Raw genomic sequence first — 26,816 nt, forward strand, 5'->3', positions numbered from 1 at the left:
TGTATGTCAACATATGCGTTAGGATGGTCGCATGACGGAAGAAAGCGAAACAGCGGCCCGACGGCGGGAAGTGGCCGTTCTGCTTCGTGACCTCGCGTGGACCATCCACCGCAGGGTCCCGGATGTCACGGGCATAGATCCGCTGCCGTCCACGGAGCTGGCGGTGCTTAAGCACATTCTGGAAGCCCCCGGAATGACGGTTACTGAGCTTTCGCGGCGGATGGCGCTGAAACAGAGCAACACCAGCGCGGCTGTCCGTGTCCTGACGGAGCGCGGACTCGTCACGAGGGAAAGCAGTCCCTCCGACCGCCGGATCAGCCGGGTGGTTCCGACGGATGATGCGCTGGCGAAGGATGAGGCCATCGAGGATGCCTGGGCCGGTCCCATCCGCAGCGGACTCGCGGGGTTGAGTGAAGAGGAAGCTGAAGCCATGAATGCCGCTGCTTCGGCGCTGCAGTCACTCAATGCGCTTCTGCGCTCGAATCAGGGCGGCTGAGAGCTACCTCGGGTGCCGCTCGGTCCCTGCGGTCCGGCGGCCCCGGCCGCGGAACTTGCGGCAGCTGTAGATGATGAGGCTCAGGGCAATGAGGCCGGAGATGATTAGGCCGGTTCCGGTGCCCCAGCCGCCGGGAAGCCACAAGGCATCACTGTACGGCCACCAGCCCGGAGCCCTGGCCCAGACTCCCCAGACAACTCCCACCGCCATGATGGACATAGCCCCGATGATGCTGGCGCCGATCCGCGGCCAGGTCTGCACTCCCTTTTCCGCCGTTTCAAAGGCCTTCGCCCTGACGGGCCGCAGGAAGCGGCTGGCCCACCGGTAACGGAGCGAAAGCACCGCCAGTCCGGCCACCAGGGCCAGCAGTCCGGGGCCGGGAAGGATGAGGGCTGCCAGCCCGAGGACAATCAGCGTCCATCCAACGATCTCGATGCCGGTTCGCCGCAGCCATGGCGGGAGCGGGGGCATTTTCATGGATGCCCGTTGAGGTGCTCGTCCGCGGCTGCGCCGGCCGGGATGGCGACTGGGGGCGGTCTGTGGGGCGTTCCCGGAAGTATTGGCATAAAGTCAGTTGCCGAGTCCGGCCTTATCGACGCGGCGGTGGAAGCGCATGCCCGCAAGGCCTCCCAAGATGGCGCCGCCGAGAGCGACCAGGGCGGCAATTACTGCTGAAATGATGGCAGCCGCGGTGTTGTCTCCGGATAGCTGGGGGTATGTGTTGAGCTGGGCATTGATGTTGAGCTGGCTTCCGGCGATGGCGCCGATGACGGCCAGCACGACGGCAATGACGATGCCCCAGGCCCACACCGCCACTCCCTGTTTGACGCCGTTGAAGCGGGCCATGCGTCCGGCGACGTAACCGCCGCAGAAGTATGCAACGAAGAGGATCACCATCAGGATGATGACGCCTGCCAAGCCTGCCCCCTCCGGATTGGCGGTGGCCTCACCGGCTACGTCGACGTTGTTGGCGATCAGTGCTGCACCGAAGGCTGTGGCTATCGCACTCAGGAGAACAGTTGTTCCGGCGGCGGCGAGCCAGCCAAAGAAAGCCGAGCCGATCTTGACTCCGCCAAACTGTTCCTTTTGCCGGCCGACAATCTGTTCACGGCTTTCCGTGCCGCTGCCGGTGGTTTGATCTGCCCTCTGTTCGGGTTGGCCTGCCAAGCCCCGGTTTGGTTTGCGGGCTGGCTGTCCGGCCGCTCCTGCGCTGGTACTCATCAGAGTCTCCTTAGCTTCGCCTAATCTCAGATTTGGGAGACTGGACCCACAAAGACAGTGTACTTAGTAATTTTCCGAATTAGCTAGGCCTAGGACGAAGCCTCAGCATCGGAGGCGGGGCTGTCCTCGTCGGTCTCGAGGGCAGGCTGCTCCTCCCTCTCTTCCTCGCGTTCCTTGGACTTCGCCTCATTGATCAGGCGTGCGGTCACTTCGTCGTTGAATTCATCCCGCGTTCCGGCCAGGTTGTTGGTTGTGGCGTCGGCTCCGGGGTTGATGCTCTGGTCCTGGTTGCTCATGTGGTGCTCCTGTCCTGGGTAAACGGTCCGGTGGAAACCCCGCCCGAGTGGGGTCTTCGGTGTTCCCACCCTTGCATATTCGGTGCAAGCGGCGCACCCCGTTTTCACGCGTGCGGCACTGGGCCTGGGCACCGGACCGGAAAGGGAAGTGAAATGGAGCGAACCGCTGAGCGCCGTGCCGTTGGTCACACCCCCGGAGGGTTGCCCGCGGGCTTCCTTTTGGCAGCTTCCGGCTTATTTGCGTGCTGTGTCCCCGGCAGGGCGGGCAGTCGAACGGCAGGAGGCGCATTAACGGAAGGCTAAACCAGCACGGAAAGGACGGCTTTCGCGCTGTGAATAAGCGCAGTGGAAGTACTCCGCTCCTGGCCGCTGTTCCTTTTCTGTTAGATTTCGAAGGGAGTCACACAGCGCCGTAGCCTTCGTTCCCCCAGAACCGGTAACCGCCTGTTCGTCTTATCTTCAAAGGTCTCTCTCATGCTTGTTAATGTCTTTTTTTCTCAGGTTTCACGTCCATTCCGGACAGCAGTAATTCCCGGCGGTCCCCGCGCCGCCGCATCCGGCCGGATCTGAGGGCGGAGTGGAACAAGGAAACGTCCTGGTCCGGAATAATGTCCGCCTGCTGGGTCCAGCCAAAGGTCCGGTGCTGATGCTCGCTCAGGGTTTCGGCTGTGACCAGGTGGTGTGGCACCGGATTCTTCCCTTTCTGCGGGACTGCCGGATTGTCCTTTTCGACCATGCAGGGACGGGAGGTGCCGATTTAGCCGCCTATTCTTTCGAAAAATACTCCTCGCTGACCGGCTATCTGGATGATCTGACCGAAATCCTGGACGTCCTGGACCTGCGGGATGTGACGTTAGTGGGCCACACGGTGGCCGGAATGATGGGTATCTCCGCCGCTGCGGCCGGAAATCCCAGGATCAGCAGGTTGGTGCTCATCGGAACGTCTGCCTGTTACCGGAACGTCGTCGCCGATGGGTACATCGGTGGGCTGGCGGAGGGGGACATCAAACAGGTCCTGGACGCCGTCAGCATGAACTTCCCCCTGTGGGCGGCGGCCATGGCGCCGTCCATGATCGGACAGCCCGCCGGATCCGTCCTGACCGAAGAGTTCACTGCCAACATCTGCCGGCTGCAGCCGGAATACGTCCGTGACTTCCTGCAGGTATCGCTGCAAACGGACATCCGCCATCTGCTGCCCAACCTGCAGATCCCGGTTCTTTTGCTGCAGACGCCTGACGACCCGCTGACCCCTGCCTTCGCCGCCCGCTACCTCCACGAGCACCTGTCCAACAGTGTGACCCTCCATCTCCACGCCAAAGGCAACATGCCCCACGTCACTGCGCCCCGGGAAACCGCCGAGGCAGTTCTTCGCTATCTGTACAGCTCCACTCATGTCCTCCCCTGAACCGCGCAGGGAGGAAAAGCCAAACCACCACGGCCAGCCGTCTATCCACCTGGACTATGAAGCCCACTTCCATGCGTCCCCTTCGGGCTATTTGGTGGTGGAACCGGGCGGCAGGATCCTGGACATCAATGCGACCCTCGCACGCTGGCTGCGGCGCTCCCGCGAAGACGTCATCGGCTCAACGGTGCTTGATCTGATGCCGGCCGCCGATCGGGTGCTCTATTCCGCCTTCGCACTGCCGCAGCTGGGAGTTTCCGGCTCCTTTAATGAAATGGCGCTGAACCTCTCCGACGCGGACGGAGGTGTCCTTCCCATGCTTGTTTCGGGGGTCCGGGAACGCACGGGGGAGAGCACGGGGGAGAATACGGGGGAGAACGCCGGGGAGAACACCGGGGATGGAATCGACCGGCTGGTGTTTTTCAGTGCGCCCAAGCGCACCCGTTTTGAACGGGACCTGGCAGCGGCCCTGCAAAAGGCTGAGGCCTCGGAAGCCGCCAGAGTGCAGGCGGAGGAAGTCCTGCACGAGAAGCAGCGCGCCCTGGAGGAAAAGGACCGCACCCTGCAGGAGAACCTGAGAATCAGCCGGGAACGCGAGGTGCTGCTGGAAACGGTGCTTAACACCGCCGACGTCGGACTGCTGGTGGTGGACGGGGATGGCACCGCGATTCTGGCCAATTCACATTTGGAAAGCAGCTGGCACCGGGTTGCCAGCCGCCCCGGCGTACCGCTTGCCCCCGTGGAAGCATTCGGCGCGGACCGCGTTACGCCCATACCACCGGAAAGACTTCCGATTCCGCGGGCTGCAGCCGGTGAGACCTTTACCAACGAGGTGATGTGGGTTGGAACGGGTGAGGACCAGATGGCGGTGAGCGTTTCCGCCCGGCCGGTTCGCGGAATGGGCGAAGTCTTCGGCTCGGTCCTGTCCTTCTCCGATGTCACCCGGCTGGTGCGTGCAGTGGCCGCCCAGGATGATTTCGTGGCAAACGTTTCGCACGAACTGCGCACGCCGCTGACCTCGATCCTGGGTTACCTGGATTTGGCGCTGGATGCCGAGGAGCTGCCGGAGCATGTCAGCAGCGCGCTGTCCGTGGCCATGCGCAACGCTGAACGGCTCCTCGGACTGGTCTCGGATCTGTTGTCGGTGGCTTCGGGAACGAAAAAGCTGGAACCGAAAATGACCGATGTGGTGGAAATCGTGCGGGCCGGCGTCATTTCCGCTGCGCCGCGGGCGGCTGTCAGCGGCGTCGATATCACCGTGGATGTCCCCGTTTCCCTGCCGTGGGAGGTGGACCCCCAGCGAATGGCTCAGGTGGTCGACAACCTGCTGTCCAACGCCGTGAAATATTCGCCCGACGGCGGCACCATCGTGGTCCGCCTGCGGCACGACGGCGCGTCCCTCCTGCTCGAAGTGGAGGATACCGGCGTGGGGATGTCCAAGGACGAGCAGGAGAAAGTCTTCACCAAGTTTTTCCGTTCCCGCGCGGCGATTACCGCCGCAGTGCCGGGGGCGGGGCTGGGACTGGTCATTACCAAGAACATTGTCGAGCTGCACGGCGGGAGCCTGACCTTCCGCAGCAGCCTGGGGGAGGGGTCCGTCTTCACTGTCGTGCTCCCGGACGGATAATCGGATAACGGCGCCCGGATGCCCCTGCCCCGGCGGCGTCCGCCGCCTACGGCCAGCCCCAGCCCAACTGTCCCCAGCCCAACAAATTGCACTAAGTGCATGCCTGCACTTAGTGTAGAAACGTGCTTCAAGAACCCGCCATAGACCGACGCGCTGCCCTCAAGAACCGCCACCGGCAGGCAATCGTCGATGCTGCGGCTGCGCTGATGGACGAGCGGTCCGGCACTGACTTCACGGTGGAGGAGATCGCTGAACGCGCGGATGTTTCACGCCGCACCGTCTTCAACCATTTCGCCTCACTCGATGACGTGGTGGTGGAAGTGTGCAGCGGCGCCTTGGGTACTGTCATCGAAAGTCTGGCCAACGTCGACCTGGGCGACGGCACCAATGTCTCGACGATGGAGGAAATGGCGGACGTTCTCCGCGCCGCGGACCTGGTGGGGCCGCTGGCCTACCTGACCCGTGTGCTTGGACTTCCCCACGGCCAGCCCTCTCCGCGCCAGGCCCTGATGACTCTGCGCGTGTTCACGGAAGTCAGCAGCCTCCTCTCCGCTGCCATCCTGCTCCGCCGGCCGGGAGCGGACAGGCTTGCCCTGGACCTGCTGGTTGGATCCCTTGCCGGCGGTGTTGGGGTCCTCTATCACCACTGGGCCACGGAAACGGGCGCCATTGACACGCCCGGGTCACGCCAGGTCTGGTCCAGGCATCTTGAGCGGCTGATCCAATCCGTCCGGGACGGCCACTGCAACGAACCCCCGGCACAAGCCACCGCTTAGACCGACCAAACTTCATTTTTTCCTTCCCCTCCCTGTTAGGACTCTCATGGCTGAATTCCTCTACCGTCTAGGCCGGGCAGCAGCGCGCCGGGCGCGCACCGTGCTCGCGGTGTGGATAGCGGTGCTTGCGGTTGCTGGAGTAGCGTTCGCGCTCTTTGGCGGCACGCTTGCCACCGCATTTTCCATTCCCAATACGCCCACCACCCAGGTCACTGAGCGGCTGCAGGAAAAGCTTCCCCAGGCCTCCGGTGGATCAGGGTCAGTCATTGTCCAAACCGAGGACGGCTCCCGCTTCACGCAGGAACAGCAGCAGGAGATTTCCGCGCTGGTCACCAAGGCGGCGGAGGTCGACGGCGTGGAAAACGTCATCGACCCCTTCGCCACCGAGGCAGAGCGTGCCGCCCAGGCGCAGCAGCTGACTGAAGGCCAGGCGCAGATCGACGCCGGCCGTGCCCAGCTTGAGGAAGCCCGGGCACAGCTCGACGCGGGACAGGCCCAGCTTGATGCCGCCCGGACACAGGCTGAAGCCGCCGGTGCGCCGGCGGAAATGCTCGCCGGACTCGACGCGCAGCAGGCCCAGCTGGATGCCGGCCGCGCGGAACTGGAGGCAGGAGCCGCAGAGCTTGAAGCTCAGGCAGTGCCTGCCGAGCAGGGCGCCGAGCTGCTGGAGATGGCCAAGGAAATCCGTACGGTATCCGAAGACGGCAGCGCCGCAGTGGTGAACGTGGTCTTCAGCGAAACCCAGATGGAAATCACGCAGGAAACCAAGGACGCCCTCGTGGCGGCCTTCGAGGACTCCCCGATCGACGGCGTGAAAGTGAACTTCTCCGCGGACATCGCCGCCGCCGTCCCCAACCTCTTCGGGATTGGCGAGGTGGTGGGCCTGGTGGTCGCCGCCGTCGTTCTGGTGGTCATGCTTGGCAGCTTCATCGCCGCCGGCCTGCCCCTGCTGACTGCACTGATCGGCGTCGGCATTGGCGCCCTGGGCGCGCTGGCCTTCTCCGGCGTCGTCGAAATGGCCTCGATTACCCCCGTGCTGGGGCTGATGCTCGGCCTGGCCGTGGGCATTGACTACGCCCTCTTCATCGTCAACCGGCACCGGCGCCAGCTGAAGGCCGGTTACACCCTGCAGGAATCCATCGCGCTGGCCAACGGCACCTCCGGCAACGCCGTCGTGTTTGCCGGCGCCACGGTGTTCATTGCCCTGCTGGCTTTGAACGTCACCGGGATCCCGTTCCTGGGCCTGATGGGCACCGTGGGCGCGGCCTGCGTGGCCATCGCCGTACTGATCGCCGTCACGCTGACCCCAGCACTGCTGAAGATCGCCGGAATGCGCGTCCTCAGCCGCAAGGAACGCGCGGCCCTTGACGCCCACAACGCCGCCCATGCTGCTGCTGACGCTGCCGCCGGAAGCGGCCGTCCCGAAACGGTAAAGGCCAAGGCCATGGGGACCGGCCGTGCCGTCCTGACCGTGGTTGCCTCCATTGCTGCCCTGCTGCTCATTGCCATCCCGGCACTGGAACTGCGGCAGAATCTGCCGGACGGCTCGGCGGAAGCGCATGACTCCAGCCAGTACCAGGCCTACGCCGCCGTGTCCGAAAAGTTCGGCGAGGGACAGAACGGCACGCTGCTGGTGGTGGCCGAGCTGCCCGGTGAGCCCACCGAGGACGAAGCCCTGTCCGCGCAGGCGGAGATTGCCCGGACGCTCTTCGACCAGGAGGATGTGGCTGCGGTTGCTCCGATCGGTTCCTCCGAGGACCGGACCGTGTCCGCCTTCCAGGTCGTTCCGAAAGAGGGCCCCACCAGCGAATCGACGGAGGCCCTCGTGCACACGCTGCGCGACATGTCCCCGCTGAACGGTGAATACGAGATTGGCGTGGCCGGATCCGCCAGCGGCAACATCGACATCTCTGACAAGCTGTCCGACGCACTGCCGATCTACCTCGGCGTTGTGGTGGGTCTGTCGCTGCTGATTCTGATCCTGGTGTTCCGGTCCATCTTTGTGCCGGTGATCGCCACCCTCGGCTTCATCCTGTCCTACTTCGCGGCCCTTGGCGGCGTGGTGGCCATTTACCAGTGGGGCTGGCTCTCCGCCGTCTTTGGCGTGGAGACTCCCGGCCCGATCCTGAGCTTCCTGCCGACCATCCTGGTGGGCATCCTGTTTGGGCTGGCCATGGACTACATGCTGTTCCTGGGCTCGGGCATGCGCGAGGCGTACGCCCACGGCGCGCCGGCGCGCCTCGCCGTCGCACAGGGTGTCCGTGCGGGACGCTCGGTGGTTACGGCCGCCGCGATCATCATGGCCGCAGTGTTTGGCGGCTTCATCTTCTCGCACAGCACCATGATCCGGCCCATCGGCTTTGCGCTGGCGTTCGGTGTCCTTCTGGATGCCTTCGTGGTCCGCATGCTGCTGATCCCGGCGTTGATGCACCTGGCCGGGGACAAGGCCTGGTGGCTGCCGAAGTGGCTGGACCGGATCCTGCCGGACGTGGACGTTGAAGGCGCATCGCTGGAGCGCCGCCATCCGCACGCTGAGGCTGCGGCGGCCGAGGGCGAACCCGGCACTGAGGACGACGCTTCGGCGGAAGGTGGCGCCCACGGCGCGCATGACGCGCGTAATGGTGCTGCCACGCGCTGACGCCGCCGCAAAGGCGCTGACGCCGACGCGAGTCCGGCTGAACTGAAGGTGCCGCCTTTCTCCACACTGGAGGAGGGCGGCACCGCCCGTTAACCGTGGTTTACTCCTGGATTCCGGTGGGGGTTCCGGATGGGGTGCTATTTGCCGGCTGAAGTTTCCAGATGCGCCGTAATGCAGTCCAGGAGCTGGTCTGGTTCATTACAGGAAACCAGGACGGCAGTTTTCCCCGTCTCAATCCGCACCGACGGCCCACCCACCAAATACCCCGTGCCATCGGGCAGGATCCGCAGGCCCATGCCCTCCCTAAGGCCGGTCACCGGACCGGCGGTGACAGCTGTAATCTCCCGATAGGGGATCTCCGTGGCGAAAACCCCGGCCACCCGGATGCCGATGGCTTGCCCGCGGACGGAAACTTTGGCGCTCATCAGCAGGACGGGCACAAAAATGGCCGCAATCGCGGCTCCGGTGACCAGTGCAGCAGCTCCGCCTTCCAGGGCGCCAACCGCGCTTCCGCCCACGGCCGCAAATCCCAGGCCGCCCAGAATCATCCGGTATCGCGGCGGTATTGCTGTGCGGAACTCTGTCTTTGTTGTGGCTTCCCCCGGAGTCATGGCCACCAGCTTTCCATACGCCGGGTCCTGATCGAAGTGCGGTGCCTGCGGGCTTGGTCAATCCCGTTATCCCTCCACAGCCGGTTCTCCCGCCAAAGCCTTCGCGCCCCTCCCGCCCGGACGGGTGTCCTTCTAGCCTTGATCACAGGAAGCCGTACCGGATGCCTTCGCTGGACTCCGGAACCAGCCGCGGCACCCCGGAACAACCAGGAGGAGACGGTCATGCGCACAACCACGCTGGGAACCAACGGACCCGAGGTGGGCGTCATTGGGCTGGGCTGCATGGGCATGAGCTACGCCTATGACATGGATGCGGAGCACGACGACGGGACGTCCATCTCGGTGATCCGCGGCGCCATTGAACTGGGGGCCACTCTGATCGACACGGCTGATGTTTACGGGCCGTACACCAACGAGGAACTCGTGGGACGGGCGCTGCGGGACGGGTACCGGGAGCGTGCGGTGCTCTCCACAAAGGTGGGCCTGGAGGTCAGCACCGCACCCAAGGGAAGCGGCACCATGCCCGGCCTGACGCCCAACGGGCGCCCCGAACACATCCGGGAGTCCATCGACGGCAGCCTGCAGAGGCTGGGTACCGACCACGTTGACCTGTACCTGCTGCACCGGGTGGATCCGCAGGTTCCGCTGGAGGACTCCTGGGGCGCGATGGCCCAGACGGTGCAGGACGGCAAGGCCCGGGCCATCGGGCTGTCGGAAGCCGGCGTGGAGCAGATCCGGCTGGCGCAGGCGGTGCATCCGGTAACAGTGGTGCAGTCCGAGCTGTCGCTGTGGACCCGCGACCGGCTCGCCGACGTCGTGCCCTACTGCGAGGAACAGGGCATGGCGTTCCTGCCCTTTTCTCCGCTGGGACGCGGGTTCCTCACCGGACGGTTCACGTCCTTCGATGACCTGCCCGCGGGCGACATGCGGCGCAGGCTCCCGCGCTTCCAGCAGGAGAACATGCAGGCCAACCTGGCGATCGTTGAGCGGGTGCGCGACGTCGCGGAGCGGGTGGGTGCCACCCCGGCGCAGGTGGCACTGGCCTGGGTGGTGGCCCAGGGGCGGCGGGTGATCCCCATCCCGGGGACCAAGTCGCCAAAATACCTGCGCGAGAATGTGATGGCCGGGGACCTGGTGCTCAGCGATGAGGACCTGGTCATGCTGAACGGGGCGCCGGCGCCGGAGGGCAGCCGCTACTGAGACTCAGCGGGCCTGGAAAGCGCCCGACTGGCGGTACAGCGCGAAGAGCCGCAGCACCTCGATCGTCGGCGGATGGGTGGGCGCGGGCACCCGGGTCAGCGGAAAGAACCCGATCTCCGCGCCGCGGGTGCCTTTACTGTGGTGCCCGTCCGGCGGCGTGGCTACGCTATGGAGCAGTCAGCAGCCCCTCTGAGGAGAATGACATGCCACGTCTGCCTTTGGTCAGTACCGTCGACAAGCTTGAAGGCGCGGCATGGCTGGATCCCGCCGCCGGAACCGTGTCCCGCCTGGTTCGGAAGGCCCTGCCATGGCGGCGGGTCACGGATGCGCTGCACGGGGTCCCGCTGGGGCATCCGCTGCATCCGTTGATGGTGATCGTGCCGCTGGGAGCCTGGGTGTCCGCAGCCGTCCTGGACCTGCTGCCGGGCAACGAGCGGGCCGCCAAAACACTGGTGGGCCTGGGTGTGGTGACGGCGGTGCCTACCGCGCTGACCGGGGTTACCGATTTTTCCCAGCTGGACACTCCCCAGCAGCGGACCGGTGTGGTGCATCAGGGGGCCAACGCGGTTGCCACCGGGTTGTTCCTTGCTTCGTGGTTCGTCCGAAGCCAGGGAAACCACGGCCGCGGAAAGATCCTTTCCTTCGCCGGGCTGGGCATCTCAGGCATCGGCGGGTTCCTGGGCGGCCACCTCTCGTACCGTCAGGGAGCCGGTGTGAACCGCAATGAGGACCTGCCCGAGGAGGTGCAGGAGGGCTGGCATCCGCTGGGACCCGTGGACAGCTTTCCCCTTGGCCAGCTCAGGCGGGCCATGCTTGGCAGTGTTCCCCTGATGGTGCTGCGGCAGGCGGAGCAGGATGCCGGCGGCAGCCCGTCCTCACCGGACGTGTCGGTGCTGGCGGACACCTGTTCCCATTTGGGTGGCCCGCTGCACGAGGGGCATCTGCAGCAGGTCCGGGGAGAACTGTGTGTGGTGTGTCCCTGGCACGGCAGCACGTTTTCGGTCCGGCGCGGGGAAGTGATGCACGGGCCGGCCACCGCTCCGCAGCCGGTGTTCTCCACCCGGGTCCTGAACGGGCAGCTGGAGGTGAGCCTGACCGGAGCGCCGGAGTAGCCGGGCACCTGAGTGCCGACGCCATGGCTGTTTGGTCCGCCCTGCAGTCCGTCTGGCCGGACTTGGACTGGCGGCGGATGGAACTCCGGAGCGGCGCCTTCCACCAGGTTGCCGTGTTGGGGGAGACCACCGTTGTGCGCGTGGCATTCGGAGCCGGCCATGCCGAGCGGACCCGCACGGAAACGGCTAACTTGGCGGCCTTTGCCCAAGCGGGGCTGCCGTTCCACATCCCGGCGGTACTGTGCGAACCATTTCACGGGGATGGCTGGTCCGCTCAGGTCAACAGCTTTGTCCCGGGCGAGCATCGGCTGCTGGAACGCTGGGAAGCAGTCCGTGTTCCCCTGAAGCTGGTGCTGTCGGCCCTGGGGGAGATGGTTCCACCCGCCGGCCGCACCCTCCGCCCTGTGCGGCAGTGGTGCGGGGCAGGAGAATGGCCGGCCGTGGTGGCAGGGATCACCGCAGGACTGGCTCCCCGGGAGGCTCGGGCAGCAACAAAGGTGGTATCGCAGGTCCTGGCGGCCGAGGAAATGGTGCCTGCCGCCGTCGTGCACGGGGATTTTGGGCTGCACAATGTGCTCTGGTCGGGATCGGAGATTTCGGGGCTGGTGGATTTTGACAACGCATGCCTCGGAGACCCCGCAATGGACCTGGCGCCGCTGGTGGGTGCGTTCGGCGCCGCTGCCGTCATGGACATTGCCGGCCCTGAGCTGGTGGCACGCGCACAGCTGCACCGGGCATCGCTCTCGCTGCAGGTGGCTGCCGCGGGCCATCTGGCCGGTGATCATGAACTGCGGGAGTTCGCACTGGGTAACTTCAGCGACCGGTTCCGCCGCGGGACCCTCTATGATCCCGGACTGCGCCGGGGCGTCCCGGGACCATGAACCAGGGACCCCTGCCGGCCAGAGGTGGCCGACAGCGCCGGCGGAGGGTCAGTCCACCGGATGGGCACCTGGGTCCATTACCGTGGGGGCATGAAGAAGCTGCCCCTGTCACTGAGCGTTGCCGCGCCCGCCGGAGACCGGGTCTGCGGCCGTACATCGGATTCCCGGTAGCGGCATGCCGGCCCAGCACCTGAACTTCACGCTGAGGACGCCGGCCGCGGCGGATGCGCCGGCGCTCGCCGCCGTCCACCACCGCTGCTGGGTGGAAACATACACCGGACAGGTGGGCGGCAATTTCTGGAAAGATTTCACTGCTGCTTCCCTCGTTCCGATGTGGGAGCGCGCTGCCGCCAATGACAACCCGCTGCGCAGTGTTGCCATGGCCGAGACAGGCGGGGAAGTCGTGGGTCTGGCGCTGGCCGGGCCGTCGTCGGTCAGGGAACATCCGGCCTTCCCTCCGGTCCGCGAGCGTCAGCTGTTTATGCTCTATGTCCTTGCCGCCCACCACGGAACCGGTGCCGGACAGGCGCTCCTGGAAGCAGTGGTGGGGGAGGAGCCGTCCCAGCTGTGGGTGGCGGCGGAGAACCCGAGGGCGCAGGCCTTCTACCGGCGCAACGGATACCTGCCCGACGGCGCCCGGGTGGCCGGGAGCCCAACGGCGGAGGACATCCCGGTGCTCAGGATGGTTCGCTAAAGACGCGGCGGGCGGAACACGCCAGGGATCCCTCATTTACCTATTGTTATAGTTCAAACATAATAATAGGATGAGGCTATGTTGATCCGGCTGACCCCCTCCCACGACTCGCCGCTGCACGAGCAGATAGCAGGGTCCGTGAGGCAGGGAATTCTGGACGGATCACTGCGCAACGGGGAACGCCTTCCCGCTGCGAGGGACCTCGGGGAGTCACTCGGGGTAAGCCTGCACACCGTGCTGCACGCCTACCAAAACCTGCGCGATCAGGGGCTCATTGAGCTGCGGCGCGGACGGGGAGCGGTTGTCATTTCGCCGGCTCCCGCCGTCCGGGCGCACGCGCTGCACATCCTCGATGACGCCGCTTCGCAGCTGGCCGGACTCGGGCTGTCCACCGAAACGATCCTTGCCCTCTTCCGCCAACGTCTCGACAAGGAAACCTCCTCATGACGACGCACCAGCCAGACCGCCGTATCCCCGAGGACCCGGACCCTCGATTCTGGCTGGGGGTTTTCCTGCCGACTGCCGCTGCATTTTTTGCTGCCCTGGCGCTCGTTGCCGGCTGGAGTCCGCAGCTTCCCGCAGAGGTTGCGCAGCAGTGGGATTGGTCCACCGGGCAGGTCAGCACAGTGGGCCCGTTGTGGCTGATCGTGCTGTCCCTGGCCCTGCCTGCTGCGGCGGTGCTGTTTGTCCTCGCGGTGTTCAAATGGTCCGGCAAGCTGAACGGGTGGGGCCGCCGGCTCTCCGTTGCCCTTCCGGCAGGCATCGCCGTCTTCCTGTCCGCAGCACTCCCCGCGATGCTCAGTGGGCAGCTCGGGATCGCGGACCCGGCGCAGGCCCCGGATCCGCGGTCTGCAATGGCCCTCGCTGCTCTCCTGAGCGTCGGCTACGCGCTGCTCGCCGCTCTCATCGCCGGCAGCCGGCCGCTGGCGGCCCCGGATTCCGGCGGCACCCCGGTCCCGGCACTGGATCTGGCTCCGGGTGAACGCGCCGTATGGACCACCGCGGTCACCGCTTGGGTGTGCCTGCTGGGCGGCGGCATCCCGGGACTCACGCTGATCCTGCTTGGACTGTTCACCCCGCTGTGGGGGCTCACGGTGGCGGGAGCGGTTTTGCTGGTGCCCGCGGTGATTACCGGCCGTTGGAGAGTCACGGTGGATCACCGGGGACTGACCTGCACCACCCTGCTGGGGCTGGGCCGGTTCCACGTCCCGGCCGGGCCGGGGGCCACCGCCGAGGTGGTAAACGTCCGGGGGCTTTCCGAGTTCCTGGGGTGGGGAATCCGGGTTGGCGGAGCGGGCTCCGTGGGATTGATCTTCCGCAACGGCGAAGCCCTCCGGGTGTACGGGCGAGGCGGAAAGAGCCTGACCGTCACGGCACGGGATGCAGCGACGGCGGCGTCCCTCTTCACTGCAATGGCTTCCCGGGGCACCGCGGCGGGCCACTGACCACACAGAAGCGGCGGAACACTGGTTAGGGCAGCCGCAGCTCGATGCGCAGCAGTCCCGGGTCCGGATCCGTGGCCAGCCTGGCGTGGGTTTCCACATCGAAACGGTCGACGCCGTACCGCAGTTTTGCCCGCTGGATGCCTTCGGGCACAAAGCCGGCAGAACCCGCCACGCGGCAGGACGCCGCATTATTGGTGCGGTGCCCCAGTTCCAGCCGGTGCAGCTGCAGATCTCCGAACGCCCAGTGCGCCAGTGTGGCAAGGGCCTGCGACGCGAGGCCCCTCCCGCGCGCCTGCCCGGCCAGCCAGTAGTACGTCCAGGCGGTGCCGTGCCGACGGTCAATGCTGCTGATGCCGGCATTGCCCACAGCAACACCGTCCCATACGAGGGCCAGATTGCAGGCGCTGTCAACATCCCAGGCCAGCTCCTCGGCGATGATGCGCTCCGCGCCGGCGGCCGTGGCAGCATCCGCACCGAGCTGCCGCTCCAAGTCGGAACTGCCGCGGTAAGCCGCGGCCAGGGCGCCGGCGTCGGCGCTCTGCCAGGGCCGCAGGAAAACGGAAGTCATGCGCCGACGCTATCAGGAGGCCAGCAGCGTTCCGCGGCCGCGTGCGCGCGCGTAGTCTCCAAGGATGAACCCGGTCATGGTTTGCCTGTGGATTCTTGCCACTGTCACCGCCGGCACGTGGGTGCTGTCGCTCCTGACCCGCGAATACTCCTGGACCGACCGCATCTGGTCCCTGGTGCCGGCCGTCTACGTGTGGGTCTTTGCCGCGGCGTCGGGCTTCGACGGGCGCCTGCTGCTCATGGCGGTGCTGGTGACGCTCTGGGGAGCACGGCTGACGTTCAACTTTGCACGCAAGGGTGGGTACGCGCCGGGCGGCGAGGACTACCGGTGGGGCATCCTGAAAAAACGGATGAAACCGTGGCAATTTGCCGTCTTCAACCTCCTCTTTATCAGCATCTACCAGAACGCCATCATCTTCCTGATGACCCTTCCCGCCCTCACGGTGTATCAGAATCCCGGTCCGCTGACCGCCGGAGACTGGGCCCTGGCGGTCCTTTTTGCCGCAGCTCTGGCCGGGGAGACCATCGCTGACCAGCAGCAATGGGACTTTCACCGGTTCAAGGCCGCTGAGCAGGCGGCCGGGCGCACTCCGCACCCCGATTTCCTGCAGTCCGGGCTGTTCCGCTTTTCACGTCACCCCAATTTCTTTTTCGAGCAGGCGCAGTGGTGGCTGTTCTACGGCTTCGCCGTCACCGCCACCGGAACATGGCTCCACTGGACGGTCCTGGGGGCAGTGCTGCTGACACTGCTTTTTGCCGGATCCACGGTCTTCACCGAGAGTATCTCCCGCTCCCGGCATCCGGGTTACGCGCAGTATCAGCACCGCACATCGCCCATCATTCCGCTTCCTCCCCGGCACCGGGCGAGGACCGTTGAAGCCGGATAACCCCTGGATGGAAGGGCGTTACCCCGGGCCCGATTTGTGCCTCACCGGGGGGTCTCCGCTAGAGTCTCTTCTACAGGTGTTGAATAACCAAGAACACCATCCCAGCGGCGTCCCCCAGCGCCGCGCATGTGAGGACCCCGCTTCGGCGGGGTCCTTCCGTGTATCTGGGATGATGGAATCTATGCCAACACCGGAAACGCCACCGCACCCGGGCCGTCCGGCTCCGGATGAGCCGCGGACCGCGCGCACCCGGGAAGCACTTGAATCCGGTCTGTGGGAGCTGTTGCGGGACAGCGAGCTGTCCGAAATCAGCGTTGCCGCGCTGTGCCGGCAGGCGGGCGTGCACCGCACCACCTTCTACGGCCATCACCGCAGCATTTTCGAGTTCGCGGAATCCTTTTATGCCGACGCCGTGGACCGGCTGGGCGCCGTGGATGTGGATCTGGGCGGTGCGGGCCGGACCCGCGCGGAGGTGGGGCTCCTGTATGTGGATGCCGTCCGCCAGATCCTCCGGCACACCCGGGCGGAGCGGCGGGTCTACCGGGCACTGTTTTCCACCGGTTCCTTTCCCGGAGTTCTTGCTGATGGACTCCGGTGCCGTTTCCGCATTGCCCTGAAGGTCTGGGACGCACACGGGCTGGTGCCCGCTCTTGACCTGGATGTGGTGGCAGCCTTCCTGGGCGGCGCCTACGCGTCCTGGTTCGAACAGTGGGTTGCCGGGGAGGACGACGACGTCGAGGCCCAGCTGGCGACGCTGGTCCACCTGCTCCCGCCATGGTGGCCGCGGGACGGCTTCCCCGGGCGGTACAACAACGAGTAACCGGCAACCTGCTGCGTTTTTGGACGCCGGGCCTCGGAAGGGTCTCGCCCCGGCAAGGCCCCTCCGCGTGTCCGGGCCGACATTCCAAAGTGTCTGCAAAGATGAGTCATGCCTGGAACCACCAAGCCCCCGCGGCGCCTCCCGACCGATGAACCGCGGATGGCACGTACCCGGGAAGCGCTGGAAGCCGGTCTGTGGGAGCTGCTGCGGGATCATGAGCTGGCGGACATCAGCGTTGCGGCGCTTTGCCGGCAGGCCGCCGTCCACCGCACCACGTTCTACGGGCACTATCGAAACATCTTCGACTTTGCCGCGGCGGTGTACGCCGATCTCGTGGACCGGCTGGGAACCGTGGAACTGGACCAGCGCGGAACCGGCCGAACCGTCGCGGAGATCGGGGATCTGTACGTCGAGTCCATCCGTCAGATCCTGCAGCACACCAAGGCCGAGGAGCGGGTCTACCGGGCGCTCTTTCACACCGGGGCCTTCCTGGCAATCCTGGCCGAGCAGCTCAGGATGCGGATCCTCCTGGCACTGCATGTCTGGCAGGCCCACAAGGTGCCGCCCGACATAAACCTGGACACCACGGCCGCCTTTCTCAGCGGCGCCTACGCCTCCTGGTTCGAGGAGTGGGTTCTTAGTGACGACAACGACGTGGAGGCGCGCTTGGGCACCCTTCGGTATCTGCTGCCCGAGTGGTGGCCGCGGGACGGCTTCCCTCCGGCGCCCTAGACTGCTGTTTCCGCCCGGCGCTCCAGCCGGCTGAAGATCAGGAACAGCGTGCTCCACAGGACCGCCCCGACGGCCAGGAACATGCCGATCACCTTCAGGATGTCCACGGGCCCGTTGAGGGGAAACCAGCCGCTGAGGAACAGTGCCGGCAGCACCGTTAAGGCCATCACCGCGAAGTGCGCCACGGATTGCCGCCACAACGCCCAGCGCTCGATCCGGTAAATGGTTGCAGCCCCGGCCACTGCCCCGATAATCACCCCCATAGCCAGGGTGCTGCGGCCGTTCGCGGCATCCCCCTGGGCGTACAGTGCGCTTCCGATGGCGGTCATCGCCAGGACGGGAAGACCGGCCTGCAGGATGGCACGGCGTTTGAGACTCATGGCCACAGGCTACCTGCAGCCGGCACCGGACGGGAGAACCGGGCGGGCACACAAAAAATCCCGATCCGGGAACCGGATCGGGATTTTTCCTGAGTTGCGGGGGCAAGATTTGAACTTGCGACCTCTGGGTTATGAGCCCAGCGAGCTACCGAACTGCTCCACCCCGCGTCGTACTTAGAACTGTACCCCCATGTGAGCCCGGATGAAGAATCCAGTGACGGCTGTCACGATGCCAGGCCGAAATCAGTGGGTAGGGTGGGCTTGTGAGCCTGCCTACTGAACATACAACAGTCACCTATCCGTCCGGGGCCTTGGAATCCACCGGTACCGTCCTGCATGTCCAGGACATGCCCGACGGCGCCCGCGCGGTCCTGCTGGACACCACGGCGGTCCATCCCGTGGATGCCGGCTGGCCGGACCAGGGAGCGGACCGGGCCGTACTGAAGACCGCCGGGGGCGGCACGCACGAGGTGCAGGACGCCGTCGTCGCCGCCACTGATGGAACCGCACTGTTTATCGGCGCGGACATTCCGGTGAAGAAGGGCACCGAGGGGTGGGTCTTCACCGTCGCGCACATGCTTCCCGCCGACGCCGGGGTCAAGGAGGGGGACTCCGTGCGGATCGAGGTGGACGAGGCGTACCGGGCTGCGCTTTCCGCCGGGCACACCGCGTGCCATCTGGCTTCCCTGGCACTGAACCGGCAGCTCGCCGGGGCCTGGAAGAAGGACGTCCTGCCGGATGCCGCCGGCAATCCGAACTTTGACGCGCTGGCGATCGAGACCTCCACGATCACCGAACACGGTTCAACCGACGTGTACCGGCTGGGCAAGTCGCTGCGCCGGAAGGGTTTCCGTCCGGAGATCCTGCTGGATGACCTGCCGGCGGTCGAAGCCGGGATCAACGCGATTCTCGCCGATTGGACCGCCACCGGAGCCGAAGTGCGGATTGAGCGCGACGGCGACCGTCTGACGGACCTGCGGCGCTGGTGCGTGGACCTGCCCGAAGGAACGGTGAGCATCCCCTGCGGCGGAACCCATGCGGCCTCCCTCCAGGAAACCGGAGGCATCCAGGTCACCCTGACCGCTGTGGAGGGCGACGGTGCGGTGACCCTGACCATGGACACCATCTGCGTTTCTCCGGCCGGATAACCGGAACAGTCAGCTCCCCACGTAGGCGGCGAGGTGCTCACCGGTCAGGGTGGAGCGCCCCGCCACCAGATCCGCGGGGGTGCCTTCGAAAACGATGCTTCCGCCGTCGTGCCCGGCGCCCGGACCCAAATCGATAATCCAGTCCGCGTGCGCCATCACCGCCTGGTGGTGCTCGATGACGATCACCGATTTTCCGGAGTCCACCAGCCGGTCCAGCAGGCCAAGCAGCTGCGCCACGTCGGCCAGGTGCAGTCCGGTGGTGGGCTCGTCCAGGACATACACGCCGCCCTTTTCGGCCATTTGGGTGGCCAGCTTCAGGCGCTGCCGCTCGCCGCCGGAGAGCGTCGTGAGTGGCTGACCCAGATGCAGGTACCCGAGCCCGACGTCGGCCAGCCGGCCCAGGATTTTCTGCGCTGCCGGCAGGGAAGCGTCACCGGCATCGCTGCCGCTGAAAAAAGACTCAGCCTCCGTGACGGACATGCCGAGCACCTCGGCGATGTTCTTCCCGCCCAAGGTGTACTCCAGGACCGCTGCCTGGAACCGCTTGCCGCCGCACTCTTCGCAGGTGGATTCCACGGTGGCCATGACGCCCAGATCGGTGAAGATGACTCCCGCTCCGTTGCAGGCCGGGCATGCGCCCTCCGAATTGGAACTGAAGAGCGCCGGTTTGACGCCGTTTGCCTTGGCAAAGGCCTTGCGGATCGGCTCCAGCAGGCCGGTGTAGGTTGCGGGGTTGCTGCGCCGGGAGCCCTTAATGCCGCTCTGGTCAATCACCACGACGCCGTCCCGGCGCGCGACGGATCCATGAATCAGCGAACTCTTGCCGGAACCGGCCACTCCGGTCAGGACGCAGAACACCCCGAGTGGAATATCGACGTCGACGTCCCGCAGGTTGTTGGCGGCGGCGCCGCGCACCTCCAGTGCTCCGGAGGGCGCGCGGACTGTGTCCTTCAGGGTGGCACGGTCATCGAGGTGCCGCCCGGTGATGGTGCCACTGGCACGCAGGTCCGTTACGGTGCCCTCGAAACACACCGTCCCGCCTTCGGCGCCGGCGCCGGGGCCCAAATCGATGACGTGATCGGCAATGGCGATGGTCTCGGGTTTGTGCTCGACAACGAGCACGGTGTTGCCCTTGTCCCGCAGCTGCAGGAGGAGCCGGTTCATCCGCTGGATGTCATGCGGATGCAGGCCGATGGTCGGTTCGTCAAAAACGTAGGTGACGTCGGTTAAGGATGAGCCGAGGTGGCGGATCATCTTGGTCCGCTGTGATTCTCCGCCGGATAGTGTGCCGGAGGGCCGGCCAAGGCTGAGGTAGCCCAGCCCAATGGCGGCAAACGAGTCCAGCAGGTGCTGGAGCCCGGCCAGCAGCGGCGCCACCGACGGCTCCTTCAGTCCGCGGACCCATTCCGCCAGATCGGTGATCTGCAGGGAGCAGGCGTCGGCGATGTTCTTGCCGTTGATTTTCGAGGAGCGGGCTTCGGGGCTGAGCCGGGTGCCTTCACATTCGGGGCAGGTGGTGAACGTGACGGCGCGGTCCACGAAGGCCCGGATGTGCGGCTGCATCGCTTCCGGATCCTTGGACAGCATGGACTTTTGGATCTTCGGAATCAGGCCCTCGTACGTGATGTTGATGCCGTCGACCTTGATTTTGGTGGGTTCCTTGTACAGCAGGTCGTGCAGTTCGCGCTTGCCGAACTTGGCGATCGGCTTGTCCGGATCCAGGAAGCCGGTGCCCGTGTAAATCCGCCCGTACCAGCCGTCCATGCTGTAGCCGGGAATGGTGAGGGCTCCTTCGCGCAGTGTCTTGCTGTCGTCATACAGTGCGGACAAATCGAAATCGGTGACGGACCCCATGCCTTCACAGCGCGGACACATCCCGCCGAGCCGGTTGAAGGTGGCCTTTTCGGCCTTGCTCTTGCCCCCGCGCTCCACGGTGATGGCACCGGATGCCTTCACCGAGGGGACATTGAAGGAATAGGCGTTGGGAGATCCGATGGACGGTTTTCCGAGGCGGCTGAACAGGATGCGCAGCATCGCGTTGGCATCGGTCGCGGTTCCCACGGTGGAGCGGGGATTGGCGCCCATCCGCTCCTGGTCAACAATGATCGCCGTGGTCAGTCCCTCCAGCCGGTCCACCTCCGGGCGGGCCAGGTTCGGCATAAAACCCTGCACAAATGCACTGTAAGTTTCGTTGATCAGCCGCTGCGATTCCGCGGCAATGGTGCCGAACACCAGTGAGCTCTTACCTGAACCGGACACGCCGGTAAAGGCTGTGAGGCGGCGCTTCGGGATCTCCACGCTGATGTCCCTGAGGTTGTTTTCCCTGGCGCCCAGAACCCGGATGGCATCCTGCCGGTCCGCCGTGTGAAGGGCCTCCGCCGAAGTTTCGGTTGGTGTTGCCATGCTCTTTTGTCTCCATCCCTTGCACCGCCGGCCGTGACGGTATCTCTGATTCTCCGTCCCGCCCCGGCGGCGCACAACGCCTGTCCGCGGGCTGCGCCCACCGTTGTAGCCCGGGGATCCCGAGCGTACCCTGAAGGCGCTTTATCCCCATCCGATCGGAGGTGCACCATGGCAACGGGAGAGACCGGTTTTGACGATGTTTCCTTTGACCTGATTTCCGTGCAGTACCACTGCCTGAAAGCGGGCCACGATTACGGGCAGTATGTGCGGGATGCCCGCAATGCGGGAAAGGAAAACATCGCCGCATTCTTTGAGCAGATCATGGCGCAGGATTCAGAACGGGCCAAGCAGTGCCACGAATTCCTGAGGGAGCTGTCCGGTTCCGCGGAGTCCGGCCCGGCCATGTCCTAGGCTCGGCCGGATGCAGCTGTGCGGTTCGGGACGGTCCGGGCCGCGCAGCTGCTTTCGGTAACCGCCAGACGCAACTCCGCGCTCACAATCCGCTGTCCCCGCGGTCGCTGTCCAGGCACAGGAACTCCCAGGGGTGGCCGTCCGGATCGGTGGCTGTGCCGGAGTAGACCCCGTGCCTCCGCACCCGCGCCCGCGACGTGACAGCACCGCCTCCGGGTGCGCAGGCGGAGAGGATGTCATCCACGTCGGCACGGGTGGGAAAGGCCAGGGCCAGCCGGATGGCCGGCCCCAGGGGTTCGGGCACCAGCAGGAGCACAATGGCTGCCGAAATGTTCATGGCGGATCGTTCCGCCGAACTGAGTTTCTGGTTAAGGGAAAATCCCAGTTCCAGGTAGAAACCCGTGGACCGGTCCAGATTGGTGACCGGAAGGCGCGGATAGATGACCGGATACAAGCGCACCTCCCGTCCCTGTGGTCATTCCGGAATGGATGGATCCATCCAGAAGAACTCCCAAACGTGTCCGTCCGGGTCCGCGGCGGAACCCGAATACATGCCCGGCATTTGCTCTTTCGCCGGCTGGTACAGGGCGCCGCCGCCCTTGGCGCAGTTTGCGAGGAAGGTGTCCACCTCTTCGCGGCTGTCGCAGCTGACCGCGTTGAGCACCTCCTTGCCGGAGGAACCCAGATGCGGGGTGTCGCCTTCAGGGAGGAAGCCCTGAAAGAAATCCTGCCGGAGCAGCATCACTACAATGCTGTCAGAGATGACCACAGCCGTGCAGTCGTCGTTGCTGAATTGCCGGTTCTGCTCAAAACCCAGCCCCAGGTAGAACTCCGTCGCCTTGCGGAGATCGGAGACAGGCAGGTTGGGGAAAATCATGCGGGCCATGATGGCCTCCTTTCGATGAGGTGCTGCAGAGCCCGTGCAAGTGAGACCTGGATCACACTGTGTGCGCTCTTACATTAGACCTCAGCATGTCGGTGCTAGTCTCGTGACGCCTCATTCGAAGCTTCAAGGAGTTGCCGATGCCCACCACCGATGCAGATTTCCTGGCCCGCGCCCTGTCCCTGGCAACGGCCAACGTTGCCGACAACGGAGGTCCGTTTGGCGCCGTTATTGTCTCGGCTGACGGGCAGGCGTTTGACGGCGTCAACCGTGTTACGGCCGCCAACGATCCCACCGCGCACGCTGAAGTCAGTGCCATCCGCAACGCATGCGCGGCACTGGGGACTTTCAATCTCAGCGGAGCCGTCCTGTACACCAGCTGCGAACCGTGCCCGATGTGCCTCGCGGCCGCGCTGTGGGCCCGCGTGGAGCGGGTGGTGTTTGCCGCCAACCGGCACGATGCCGCCGGCGCGGGCTTTGACGATGCAGCGTTCTATGAATTCTTCGAAGTGCCGGCCCGCCGCAGCATGCTGCCCGTGGAACAGCTGGGCATCAATGAAGGCCAGGCCATGGCTCCGTTCAACGCGTGGAACGCCGCGGATCACCGCACCGATTACTGACAGCGGCTACTGATACCGGCGGACGGCGGCGCCCGGCGCCGGCCGAACGGTGCCTGCCGGCCCTGCACCGGGTTGTCGCCGATGCGCTTGGCAAAACAAACGGATTCCTCCCGTCCGGCATAGGGGCCGAAGTTCGGCACCACCGCATATCCGCCGTGTTCGTAAAAGCGGCGCCCGTCCGGCTGCGCTGATCCGGCCTCTGCCGTGACGACGTCGTAACCGGCGGCCCGCGCCCGATACTCCAGGGCCGTGAGGATGGCGGTGGCGACACCGGACCCCCGGGCGTAGGGCAGGACGTAGATGCGCTTGATTTCCGCGGCGCCGTCGTCAATCCGCCGCAGGCCGCCGCAGCCCAGCGGCTGCCCGGAACTCTTTTCATAGGCGACCAGGAACACCGCCGTGTCTTCGGCTGAGGGAGGCGACGGCTCGTGGTCCGTGGTGCCGAACCGGGAGTCGAGTTCGGACTGCTGGGCCGCGCGTAAATCGGCGCCCACCGGGTTGCTCCAGGGAACTTCACGGATGGTGAGGTTCGGCGGCTGGTCGGCAAGCATGGGAGACCTCCTGTGCGGTTACCCGGAGCGGGCTTTCCCCTCAACCTAGGGTCCGGCCGTTTCATTCGTGTTTCAGCGCCGTGGCCAGTTGGCTAACAGAAAGCAGAGCGGGCGGATGCATGCAAAAATGGAAGGGATGACTTCCCTCGATACTTCCTCCGCAACCCCGTCCAAGCCGGTCGGCACCTCCAAGGCGCAGCTGCAGGCGCGGAAGGCGCAGGTCCGCCCTGCCACGGAGGGCTGGGAACAGGCCAAGGAGCCGGACGGCCGTCCGCTGCTGCAGTTCAAGTCCCCGCGGGTTTCCCAGCCTCCGGTGCACCTTGCGGACCTGACCCTGCCCGAACGCCAGGCGAAGCTCAAGGAGCTGGGACTGCCGGCGTTCCGTGCGAAGCAGCTCTCGGTGCACTACTTCCAGCACTACACCACGGACCCCGAGGCCATGAGCGACCTCCCCAAGGAGCGCCGCGATGACCTGGTCAAGGAGATGTTCCCGACGCTGCTCACCGAGGTAAAGCGTCTGACCACCGACAACGGCGACACCATTAAGTTCCTGTGGCGCCTCTTCGACGGCTCCCTCGTGGAGTCCGTGCTGATGCGCTATCCCGGCCGCATCACGCTGTGTGTCTCCAGCCAGTGCGGCTGCGGCATGAACTGCCCGTTCTGCGCCACCGGCCAGGCCGGCCTGACCCGGAACATGTCCACCGCCGAAATCCTGGACCAGATTGTCCAGGCCAACCGCGTGATTAAGGAAGGCGGCCTGGGCGGTAAGCGCCGCGACGGCGGGCACGACGCCGAGCGCGTCACCAATATTGTCTTCATGGGCATGGGTGAGCCGCTGGCCAACTACAAGCGCGTCATGAACGCCGTGCACCGGATGGCCGCCGACGTACCCGAAGGCCTGGGGATGAGCGCCCGAAACATCACAGTGTCCACCGTGGGCCTGGTGCCGGCCATCAACAAGCTGGCCGAGGAAAACATCCCGGTCACCTTCGCCCTGAGCCTGCACGCCCCGGACGATGAACTGCGTGATGAGCTGATCCCGGTCAACAGCCGCTGGAAGGTGGACGAGGCCCTGGACGCCGCGTACAACTACTACCGCGTCACCGGACGGCGCGTATCGATCGAGTATGCGCTGATCAAGGACATGAACGACCATCCGTGGCGGGCCGACCTGCTGGCCAAGAAGCTCAACGCCCGCGGCCGCGGCTGGGTCCACGTGAACCCGATTCCGCTGAACCCCACTCCCGGTTCCATCTGGACCTCCCCGGAACCGCATGTCACGCGTGACTTCATCAACCACCTGATCGACGCCGGCATCCCCACCACGCTGCGCGATACCCGCGGCAAGGAAATCGACGGCGCCTGCGGCCAGCTGGCCGCCGCGGACTAGGGTCCGCCGGGCAATACGCAGAACGACGGCGGGAGGCCGGGTTTCAGAACCCGGCCTCCCGCCGTCGTTATCTGCTGGACGCTACTTGGTGACGTGATCCACCAGGGCATCGGCAATACCGATGTACTTGCCCGGAGTCAGGGCCAGCAGGCGCGCTTCGGCCTCGGCGGGAAGGCCCAGCCCGGAAACGAACTCGCGCATCCGTTCGGCGTCCACACGCTGCCCGCGGGTCAGGTCCTTCAGGCGTTCGTACGGGTTTTCCATGCCGGGGGCGCCGGCGATGGCCTCGGCGCGCATCACCATCTGGATGGCCTCGCCGAGCACCTCCCAGTTGGTGTCCAGATCCGCGGCCAGGACGTCGTCGGCCACGTCCAGGCGCTCAAGGCCCTTGGCCACGTTGGAAATTGCCAGCAGGGAGTGGCCAAAGGCAACGCCGATGTTGCGCTGCGACGACGAGTCAGTGAGGTCGCGCTGCCAGCGGGAGGTCACCAGGGTGGCGGCCAGGGTGTCCAGTAGGCCGTTGGAGATCTCCAGGTTAGCCTCGGCGTTCTCGAAGCGGATCGGGTTTACCTTATGCGGCATGGTGGATGAGCCGGTGGCGCCGGCCACCGGAATCTGCTTGAAGTAGCCAATGGAGATGTAGCTCCACACATCGGTGCAGAAGTTGTGCAGGATCCGGTTGAAACGGGCTATGTCGGCGTAGAGCTCGGCCTGCCAGTCGTGGGATTCGATCTGGGTGGTCAGGGGGTTCCAGGTCAGGCCCAGGCCCTCCACGAAGCTGCGGGAAACCTGCTGCCAGTCGGCACCGGGCACCGAGGCATAGTGCGCGGCGTAGGTGCCGGTGGCGCCGTTGATCTTGCCCAGATACTCGGTCTTTTCAATGCGGCGCAGCTGCCGGCCCAGGCGGTGGGCGGTGACGGCCAGTTCCTTGCCCAGCGTGGTGGGGGTGGCTGGCTGGCCGTGGGTGCGGGAGAGCATCGGAACGGCGCGGGTTTCCTCGGCCATGACGGTGATCCGGTCCACGAGGTCGTGGGCGGCGGGCAGCCACACGTTCTCCACGGCGCCCTTGACACCCAGGGCGTAGGAAAGGTTGTTCACGTCCTCGGACGTGCAGCCGAAGTGCACGAGTGCGGTCAGGCCCTCAATGCCGATCGCTTCCAGCCGACGGCCAATGTAGTACTCCACGGCCTTGACGTCGTGGACGGTGACCTGCTCGATCTCGGCCAGCTCGGTGATCGAGGCGCCGTCGAAGCCGGTGACGATCTCGCGCAGCTGTGCCTTCTGCTCCCCGCTGAGGGGAGAGGTTCCTGGAAGCACTGCGTTGGACGTGAGATGGATCAGCCACTCGACCTCAACGTGTGTCCGGTCGCGGTTCAGCGCGGCTTCGGAGAGATAGTCCACGAGCGGTGCCGTGGCGCCGCGGTAGCGGCCGTCCAGCGGGCCCAGCGCGATTGCGGGGGTGACGGATGCAAGGGGGACGCGGGGAGCAGCGGTTTCAGCCATGCGGCAATTCTTTCACGCTCCGGCGGCTTGTCCTGCTCTGTGACTTGTCCTCCCCGCTGGCTTGTCCTCCACAGCAGGGCCGTTGGCCTCCATGACCGAACTTTGTCCCCAGCCGAGCCGCA

The 26,816-nt window shown here is 65.6% G+C and carries 29 protein-coding genes and 1 tRNA gene; 18 read left to right on the forward strand and 12 right to left on the reverse strand.

What is annotated here, in order from left to right:
* The first annotated feature begins 31 nt into the window (after positions 1 to 31).
* Positions 32 to 496: a MarR family winged helix-turn-helix transcriptional regulator gene (locus AAE021_RS16265; RefSeq protein ID WP_342023336.1), complete on the forward strand. Its 465-nt coding sequence runs from the start codon at positions 32 to 34 to the stop codon at positions 494 to 496.
* A 3-nt stretch (positions 497 to 499) separates the two neighbouring features.
* Here AAE021_RS16265 and AAE021_RS16270 read toward each other — a convergent pair whose 3' ends face one another.
* From AAE021_RS16270 to AAE021_RS16280, 3 genes are all read right to left on the reverse strand, one after another.
* Positions 500 to 973 (reverse strand): PGPGW domain-containing protein, encoded by a 474-nt coding sequence (locus AAE021_RS16270; RefSeq protein WP_342023337.1) that lies wholly within the window; start codon positions 971 to 973, stop codon positions 500 to 502.
* 93 nt (positions 974 to 1,066) lie between these two features.
* Positions 1,067 to 1,717, reverse strand: coding sequence for a hypothetical protein (locus AAE021_RS16275; protein ID WP_342023338.1), 651 nt, complete (start codon positions 1,715 to 1,717; stop codon positions 1,067 to 1,069).
* A gap of 89 nt (positions 1,718 to 1,806) precedes the next feature.
* Positions 1,807 to 2,013: a hypothetical protein gene (locus tag AAE021_RS16280; protein ID WP_342023339.1), complete on the reverse strand. Its 207-nt coding sequence runs from the start codon at positions 2,011 to 2,013 to the stop codon at positions 1,807 to 1,809.
* 577 nt (positions 2,014 to 2,590) lie between these two features.
* Between AAE021_RS16280 and AAE021_RS16285 the strand changes: the two genes are divergently transcribed.
* From AAE021_RS16285 to AAE021_RS16300, 4 genes are all read left to right on the forward strand, one after another.
* Complete coding sequence (locus AAE021_RS16285; RefSeq protein WP_342023340.1) at positions 2,591 to 3,418, forward strand: alpha/beta hydrolase; 828 nt, start codon at positions 2,591 to 2,593, stop codon at positions 3,416 to 3,418.
* Entirely contained in the window at positions 3,405 to 5,042 is a 1,638-nt protein-coding gene (locus tag AAE021_RS16290) for a PAS domain-containing sensor histidine kinase (RefSeq protein ID WP_342023341.1), read from the forward strand. Before AAE021_RS16285 ends, AAE021_RS16290 begins: the two co-directional genes overlap by 14 nt.
* Before the next feature lie 122 nt (positions 5,043 to 5,164).
* Complete coding sequence (locus AAE021_RS16295; RefSeq protein ID WP_342023342.1) at positions 5,165 to 5,818, forward strand: TetR/AcrR family transcriptional regulator; 654 nt, start codon at positions 5,165 to 5,167, stop codon at positions 5,816 to 5,818.
* A 46-nt stretch (positions 5,819 to 5,864) separates the two neighbouring features.
* Positions 5,865 to 8,456 carry an MMPL family transporter gene (locus AAE021_RS16300; protein ID WP_342023343.1) on the forward strand — a complete coding sequence of 864 codons (2,592 nt, stop codon included), beginning with the start codon at positions 5,865 to 5,867 and terminating at the stop codon, positions 8,454 to 8,456.
* A gap of 137 nt (positions 8,457 to 8,593) precedes the next feature.
* On the opposite strand, the gene AAE021_RS16305 is transcribed toward AAE021_RS16300, so the two are convergent.
* The gene (locus AAE021_RS16305) at positions 8,594 to 9,073 is read right to left on the reverse strand and encodes a hypothetical protein (RefSeq protein WP_342023344.1); all 480 of its coding nucleotides are present in this window, start codon (positions 9,071 to 9,073) and stop codon (positions 8,594 to 8,596) included.
* A gap of 216 nt (positions 9,074 to 9,289) precedes the next feature.
* Here AAE021_RS16305 and AAE021_RS16310 point away from each other — a divergent pair, with 216 nt between their 5' ends.
* The 6 genes from AAE021_RS16310 to AAE021_RS16335 all read left to right on the forward strand — a co-directional run bounded on the left by AAE021_RS16310 (position 9,290) and on the right by AAE021_RS16335 (position 14,399).
* Positions 9,290 to 10,267 carry an aldo/keto reductase gene (locus tag AAE021_RS16310; RefSeq protein WP_342023345.1) on the forward strand — a complete coding sequence of 326 codons (978 nt, stop codon included), beginning with the start codon at positions 9,290 to 9,292 and terminating at the stop codon, positions 10,265 to 10,267.
* Positions 10,268 to 10,470: 203 nt separating this feature from the next.
* Positions 10,471 to 11,379 carry a DUF2231 domain-containing protein gene (locus AAE021_RS16315; RefSeq protein WP_342023346.1) on the forward strand — a complete coding sequence of 303 codons (909 nt, stop codon included), beginning with the start codon at positions 10,471 to 10,473 and terminating at the stop codon, positions 11,377 to 11,379.
* A gap of 23 nt (positions 11,380 to 11,402) precedes the next feature.
* Complete coding sequence (locus tag AAE021_RS16320; RefSeq protein ID WP_342023347.1) at positions 11,403 to 12,260, forward strand: aminoglycoside phosphotransferase family protein; 858 nt, start codon at positions 11,403 to 11,405, stop codon at positions 12,258 to 12,260.
* A gap of 175 nt (positions 12,261 to 12,435) precedes the next feature.
* On the forward strand, positions 12,436 to 12,954 hold the full coding sequence (locus AAE021_RS16325) for a GNAT family N-acetyltransferase (protein WP_342023348.1): 519 nt from the start codon (positions 12,436 to 12,438) through the stop codon (positions 12,952 to 12,954).
* 78 nt (positions 12,955 to 13,032) lie between these two features.
* On the forward strand, positions 13,033 to 13,401 hold the full coding sequence (locus tag AAE021_RS16330; protein ID WP_342023349.1) for a GntR family transcriptional regulator: 369 nt from the start codon (positions 13,033 to 13,035) through the stop codon (positions 13,399 to 13,401).
* On the forward strand, positions 13,398 to 14,399 hold the full coding sequence (locus AAE021_RS16335; RefSeq protein ID WP_342023350.1) for a hypothetical protein: 1,002 nt from the start codon (positions 13,398 to 13,400) through the stop codon (positions 14,397 to 14,399). The genes AAE021_RS16330 and AAE021_RS16335 overlap by 4 nt, the downstream gene beginning before the upstream one ends.
* A gap of 25 nt (positions 14,400 to 14,424) precedes the next feature.
* On the opposite strand, the gene AAE021_RS16340 is transcribed toward AAE021_RS16335, so the two are convergent.
* Positions 14,425 to 14,967, reverse strand: a complete 543-nt coding sequence (locus AAE021_RS16340; RefSeq protein WP_342023351.1) for a GNAT family protein — start codon at positions 14,965 to 14,967, stop codon at positions 14,425 to 14,427.
* 64 nt (positions 14,968 to 15,031) lie between these two features.
* Here AAE021_RS16340 and AAE021_RS16345 point away from each other — a divergent pair, with 64 nt between their 5' ends.
* From AAE021_RS16345 to AAE021_RS16355, 3 genes are all read left to right on the forward strand, one after another.
* The gene (locus AAE021_RS16345; RefSeq protein ID WP_342023352.1) at positions 15,032 to 15,853 is read left to right on the forward strand and encodes a DUF1295 domain-containing protein; all 822 of its coding nucleotides are present in this window, start codon (positions 15,032 to 15,034) and stop codon (positions 15,851 to 15,853) included.
* Between the two features lie 181 nt (positions 15,854 to 16,034).
* The gene (locus AAE021_RS16350; RefSeq protein ID WP_342023353.1) at positions 16,035 to 16,673 is read left to right on the forward strand and encodes a TetR/AcrR family transcriptional regulator; all 639 of its coding nucleotides are present in this window, start codon (positions 16,035 to 16,037) and stop codon (positions 16,671 to 16,673) included.
* Between the two features lie 108 nt (positions 16,674 to 16,781).
* On the forward strand, positions 16,782 to 17,405 hold the full coding sequence (locus AAE021_RS16355) for a TetR/AcrR family transcriptional regulator (protein ID WP_342023354.1): 624 nt from the start codon (positions 16,782 to 16,784) through the stop codon (positions 17,403 to 17,405).
* Here the strand turns inward: AAE021_RS16355 and AAE021_RS16360 are convergent.
* Positions 17,402 to 17,785: a DUF3021 domain-containing protein gene (locus AAE021_RS16360; RefSeq protein WP_342023355.1), complete on the reverse strand. Its 384-nt coding sequence runs from the start codon at positions 17,783 to 17,785 to the stop codon at positions 17,402 to 17,404. The genes AAE021_RS16355 and AAE021_RS16360 overlap by 4 nt on opposite strands.
* A 94-nt stretch (positions 17,786 to 17,879) precedes the next feature.
* A tRNA-Met gene (locus tag AAE021_RS16365) sits at positions 17,880 to 17,953 on the reverse strand.
* A 95-nt stretch (positions 17,954 to 18,048) separates the two neighbouring features.
* Between AAE021_RS16365 and AAE021_RS16370 the strand changes: the two genes are divergently transcribed.
* On the forward strand, positions 18,049 to 18,933 hold the full coding sequence (locus AAE021_RS16370; protein WP_342023356.1) for a metal-dependent hydrolase: 885 nt from the start codon (positions 18,049 to 18,051) through the stop codon (positions 18,931 to 18,933).
* 9 nt (positions 18,934 to 18,942) lie between these two features.
* Here AAE021_RS16370 and AAE021_RS16375 read toward each other — a convergent pair whose 3' ends face one another.
* Complete coding sequence (locus AAE021_RS16375) at positions 18,943 to 21,336, reverse strand: excinuclease ABC subunit UvrA (protein WP_342023357.1); 2,394 nt, start codon at positions 21,334 to 21,336, stop codon at positions 18,943 to 18,945.
* A gap of 168 nt (positions 21,337 to 21,504) precedes the next feature.
* Between AAE021_RS16375 and AAE021_RS16380 the strand changes: the two genes are divergently transcribed.
* On the forward strand, positions 21,505 to 21,747 hold the full coding sequence (locus AAE021_RS16380; RefSeq protein ID WP_342023358.1) for an acyl carrier protein: 243 nt from the start codon (positions 21,505 to 21,507) through the stop codon (positions 21,745 to 21,747).
* An 82-nt stretch (positions 21,748 to 21,829) separates the two neighbouring features.
* Here AAE021_RS16380 and AAE021_RS16385 read toward each other — a convergent pair whose 3' ends face one another.
* Both AAE021_RS16385 and AAE021_RS16390 read right to left on the reverse strand, forming a co-directional pair.
* Positions 21,830 to 22,207 (reverse strand): VOC family protein, encoded by a 378-nt coding sequence (locus AAE021_RS16385; protein WP_342023359.1) that lies wholly within the window; start codon positions 22,205 to 22,207, stop codon positions 21,830 to 21,832.
* A 15-nt stretch (positions 22,208 to 22,222) separates the two neighbouring features.
* Positions 22,223 to 22,633, reverse strand: coding sequence for a VOC family protein (locus AAE021_RS16390; protein WP_342023360.1), 411 nt, complete (start codon positions 22,631 to 22,633; stop codon positions 22,223 to 22,225).
* A 137-nt stretch (positions 22,634 to 22,770) separates the two neighbouring features.
* Between AAE021_RS16390 and AAE021_RS16395 the strand changes: the two genes are divergently transcribed.
* The gene (locus tag AAE021_RS16395; RefSeq protein ID WP_342023361.1) at positions 22,771 to 23,250 is read left to right on the forward strand and encodes a nucleoside deaminase; all 480 of its coding nucleotides are present in this window, start codon (positions 22,771 to 22,773) and stop codon (positions 23,248 to 23,250) included.
* Here the strand turns inward: AAE021_RS16395 and AAE021_RS16400 are convergent.
* Complete coding sequence (locus AAE021_RS16400) at positions 23,244 to 23,801, reverse strand: GNAT family N-acetyltransferase (RefSeq protein WP_342023362.1); 558 nt, start codon at positions 23,799 to 23,801, stop codon at positions 23,244 to 23,246. The genes AAE021_RS16395 and AAE021_RS16400 overlap by 7 nt on opposite strands.
* Before the next feature lie 136 nt (positions 23,802 to 23,937).
* Between AAE021_RS16400 and rlmN the strand changes: the two genes are divergently transcribed.
* Complete coding sequence (rlmN, locus tag AAE021_RS16405; RefSeq protein WP_246173265.1) at positions 23,938 to 25,191, forward strand: 23S rRNA (adenine(2503)-C(2))-methyltransferase RlmN; 1,254 nt, start codon at positions 23,938 to 23,940, stop codon at positions 25,189 to 25,191.
* Between the two features lie 81 nt (positions 25,192 to 25,272).
* Here the strand turns inward: rlmN and purB are convergent, their stop codons facing one another.
* Positions 25,273 to 26,694 (reverse strand): adenylosuccinate lyase, encoded by a 1,422-nt coding sequence (gene purB, locus AAE021_RS16410; RefSeq protein ID WP_342023363.1) that lies wholly within the window; start codon positions 26,692 to 26,694, stop codon positions 25,273 to 25,275.
* Positions 26,695 to 26,816 lie beyond the last annotated feature (122 nt).

The organism is Arthrobacter citreus (genome assembly GCF_038405225.1).
GTDB lineage: Bacteria > Actinomycetota > Actinomycetes > Actinomycetales > Micrococcaceae > Arthrobacter_B > Arthrobacter_B citreus_A.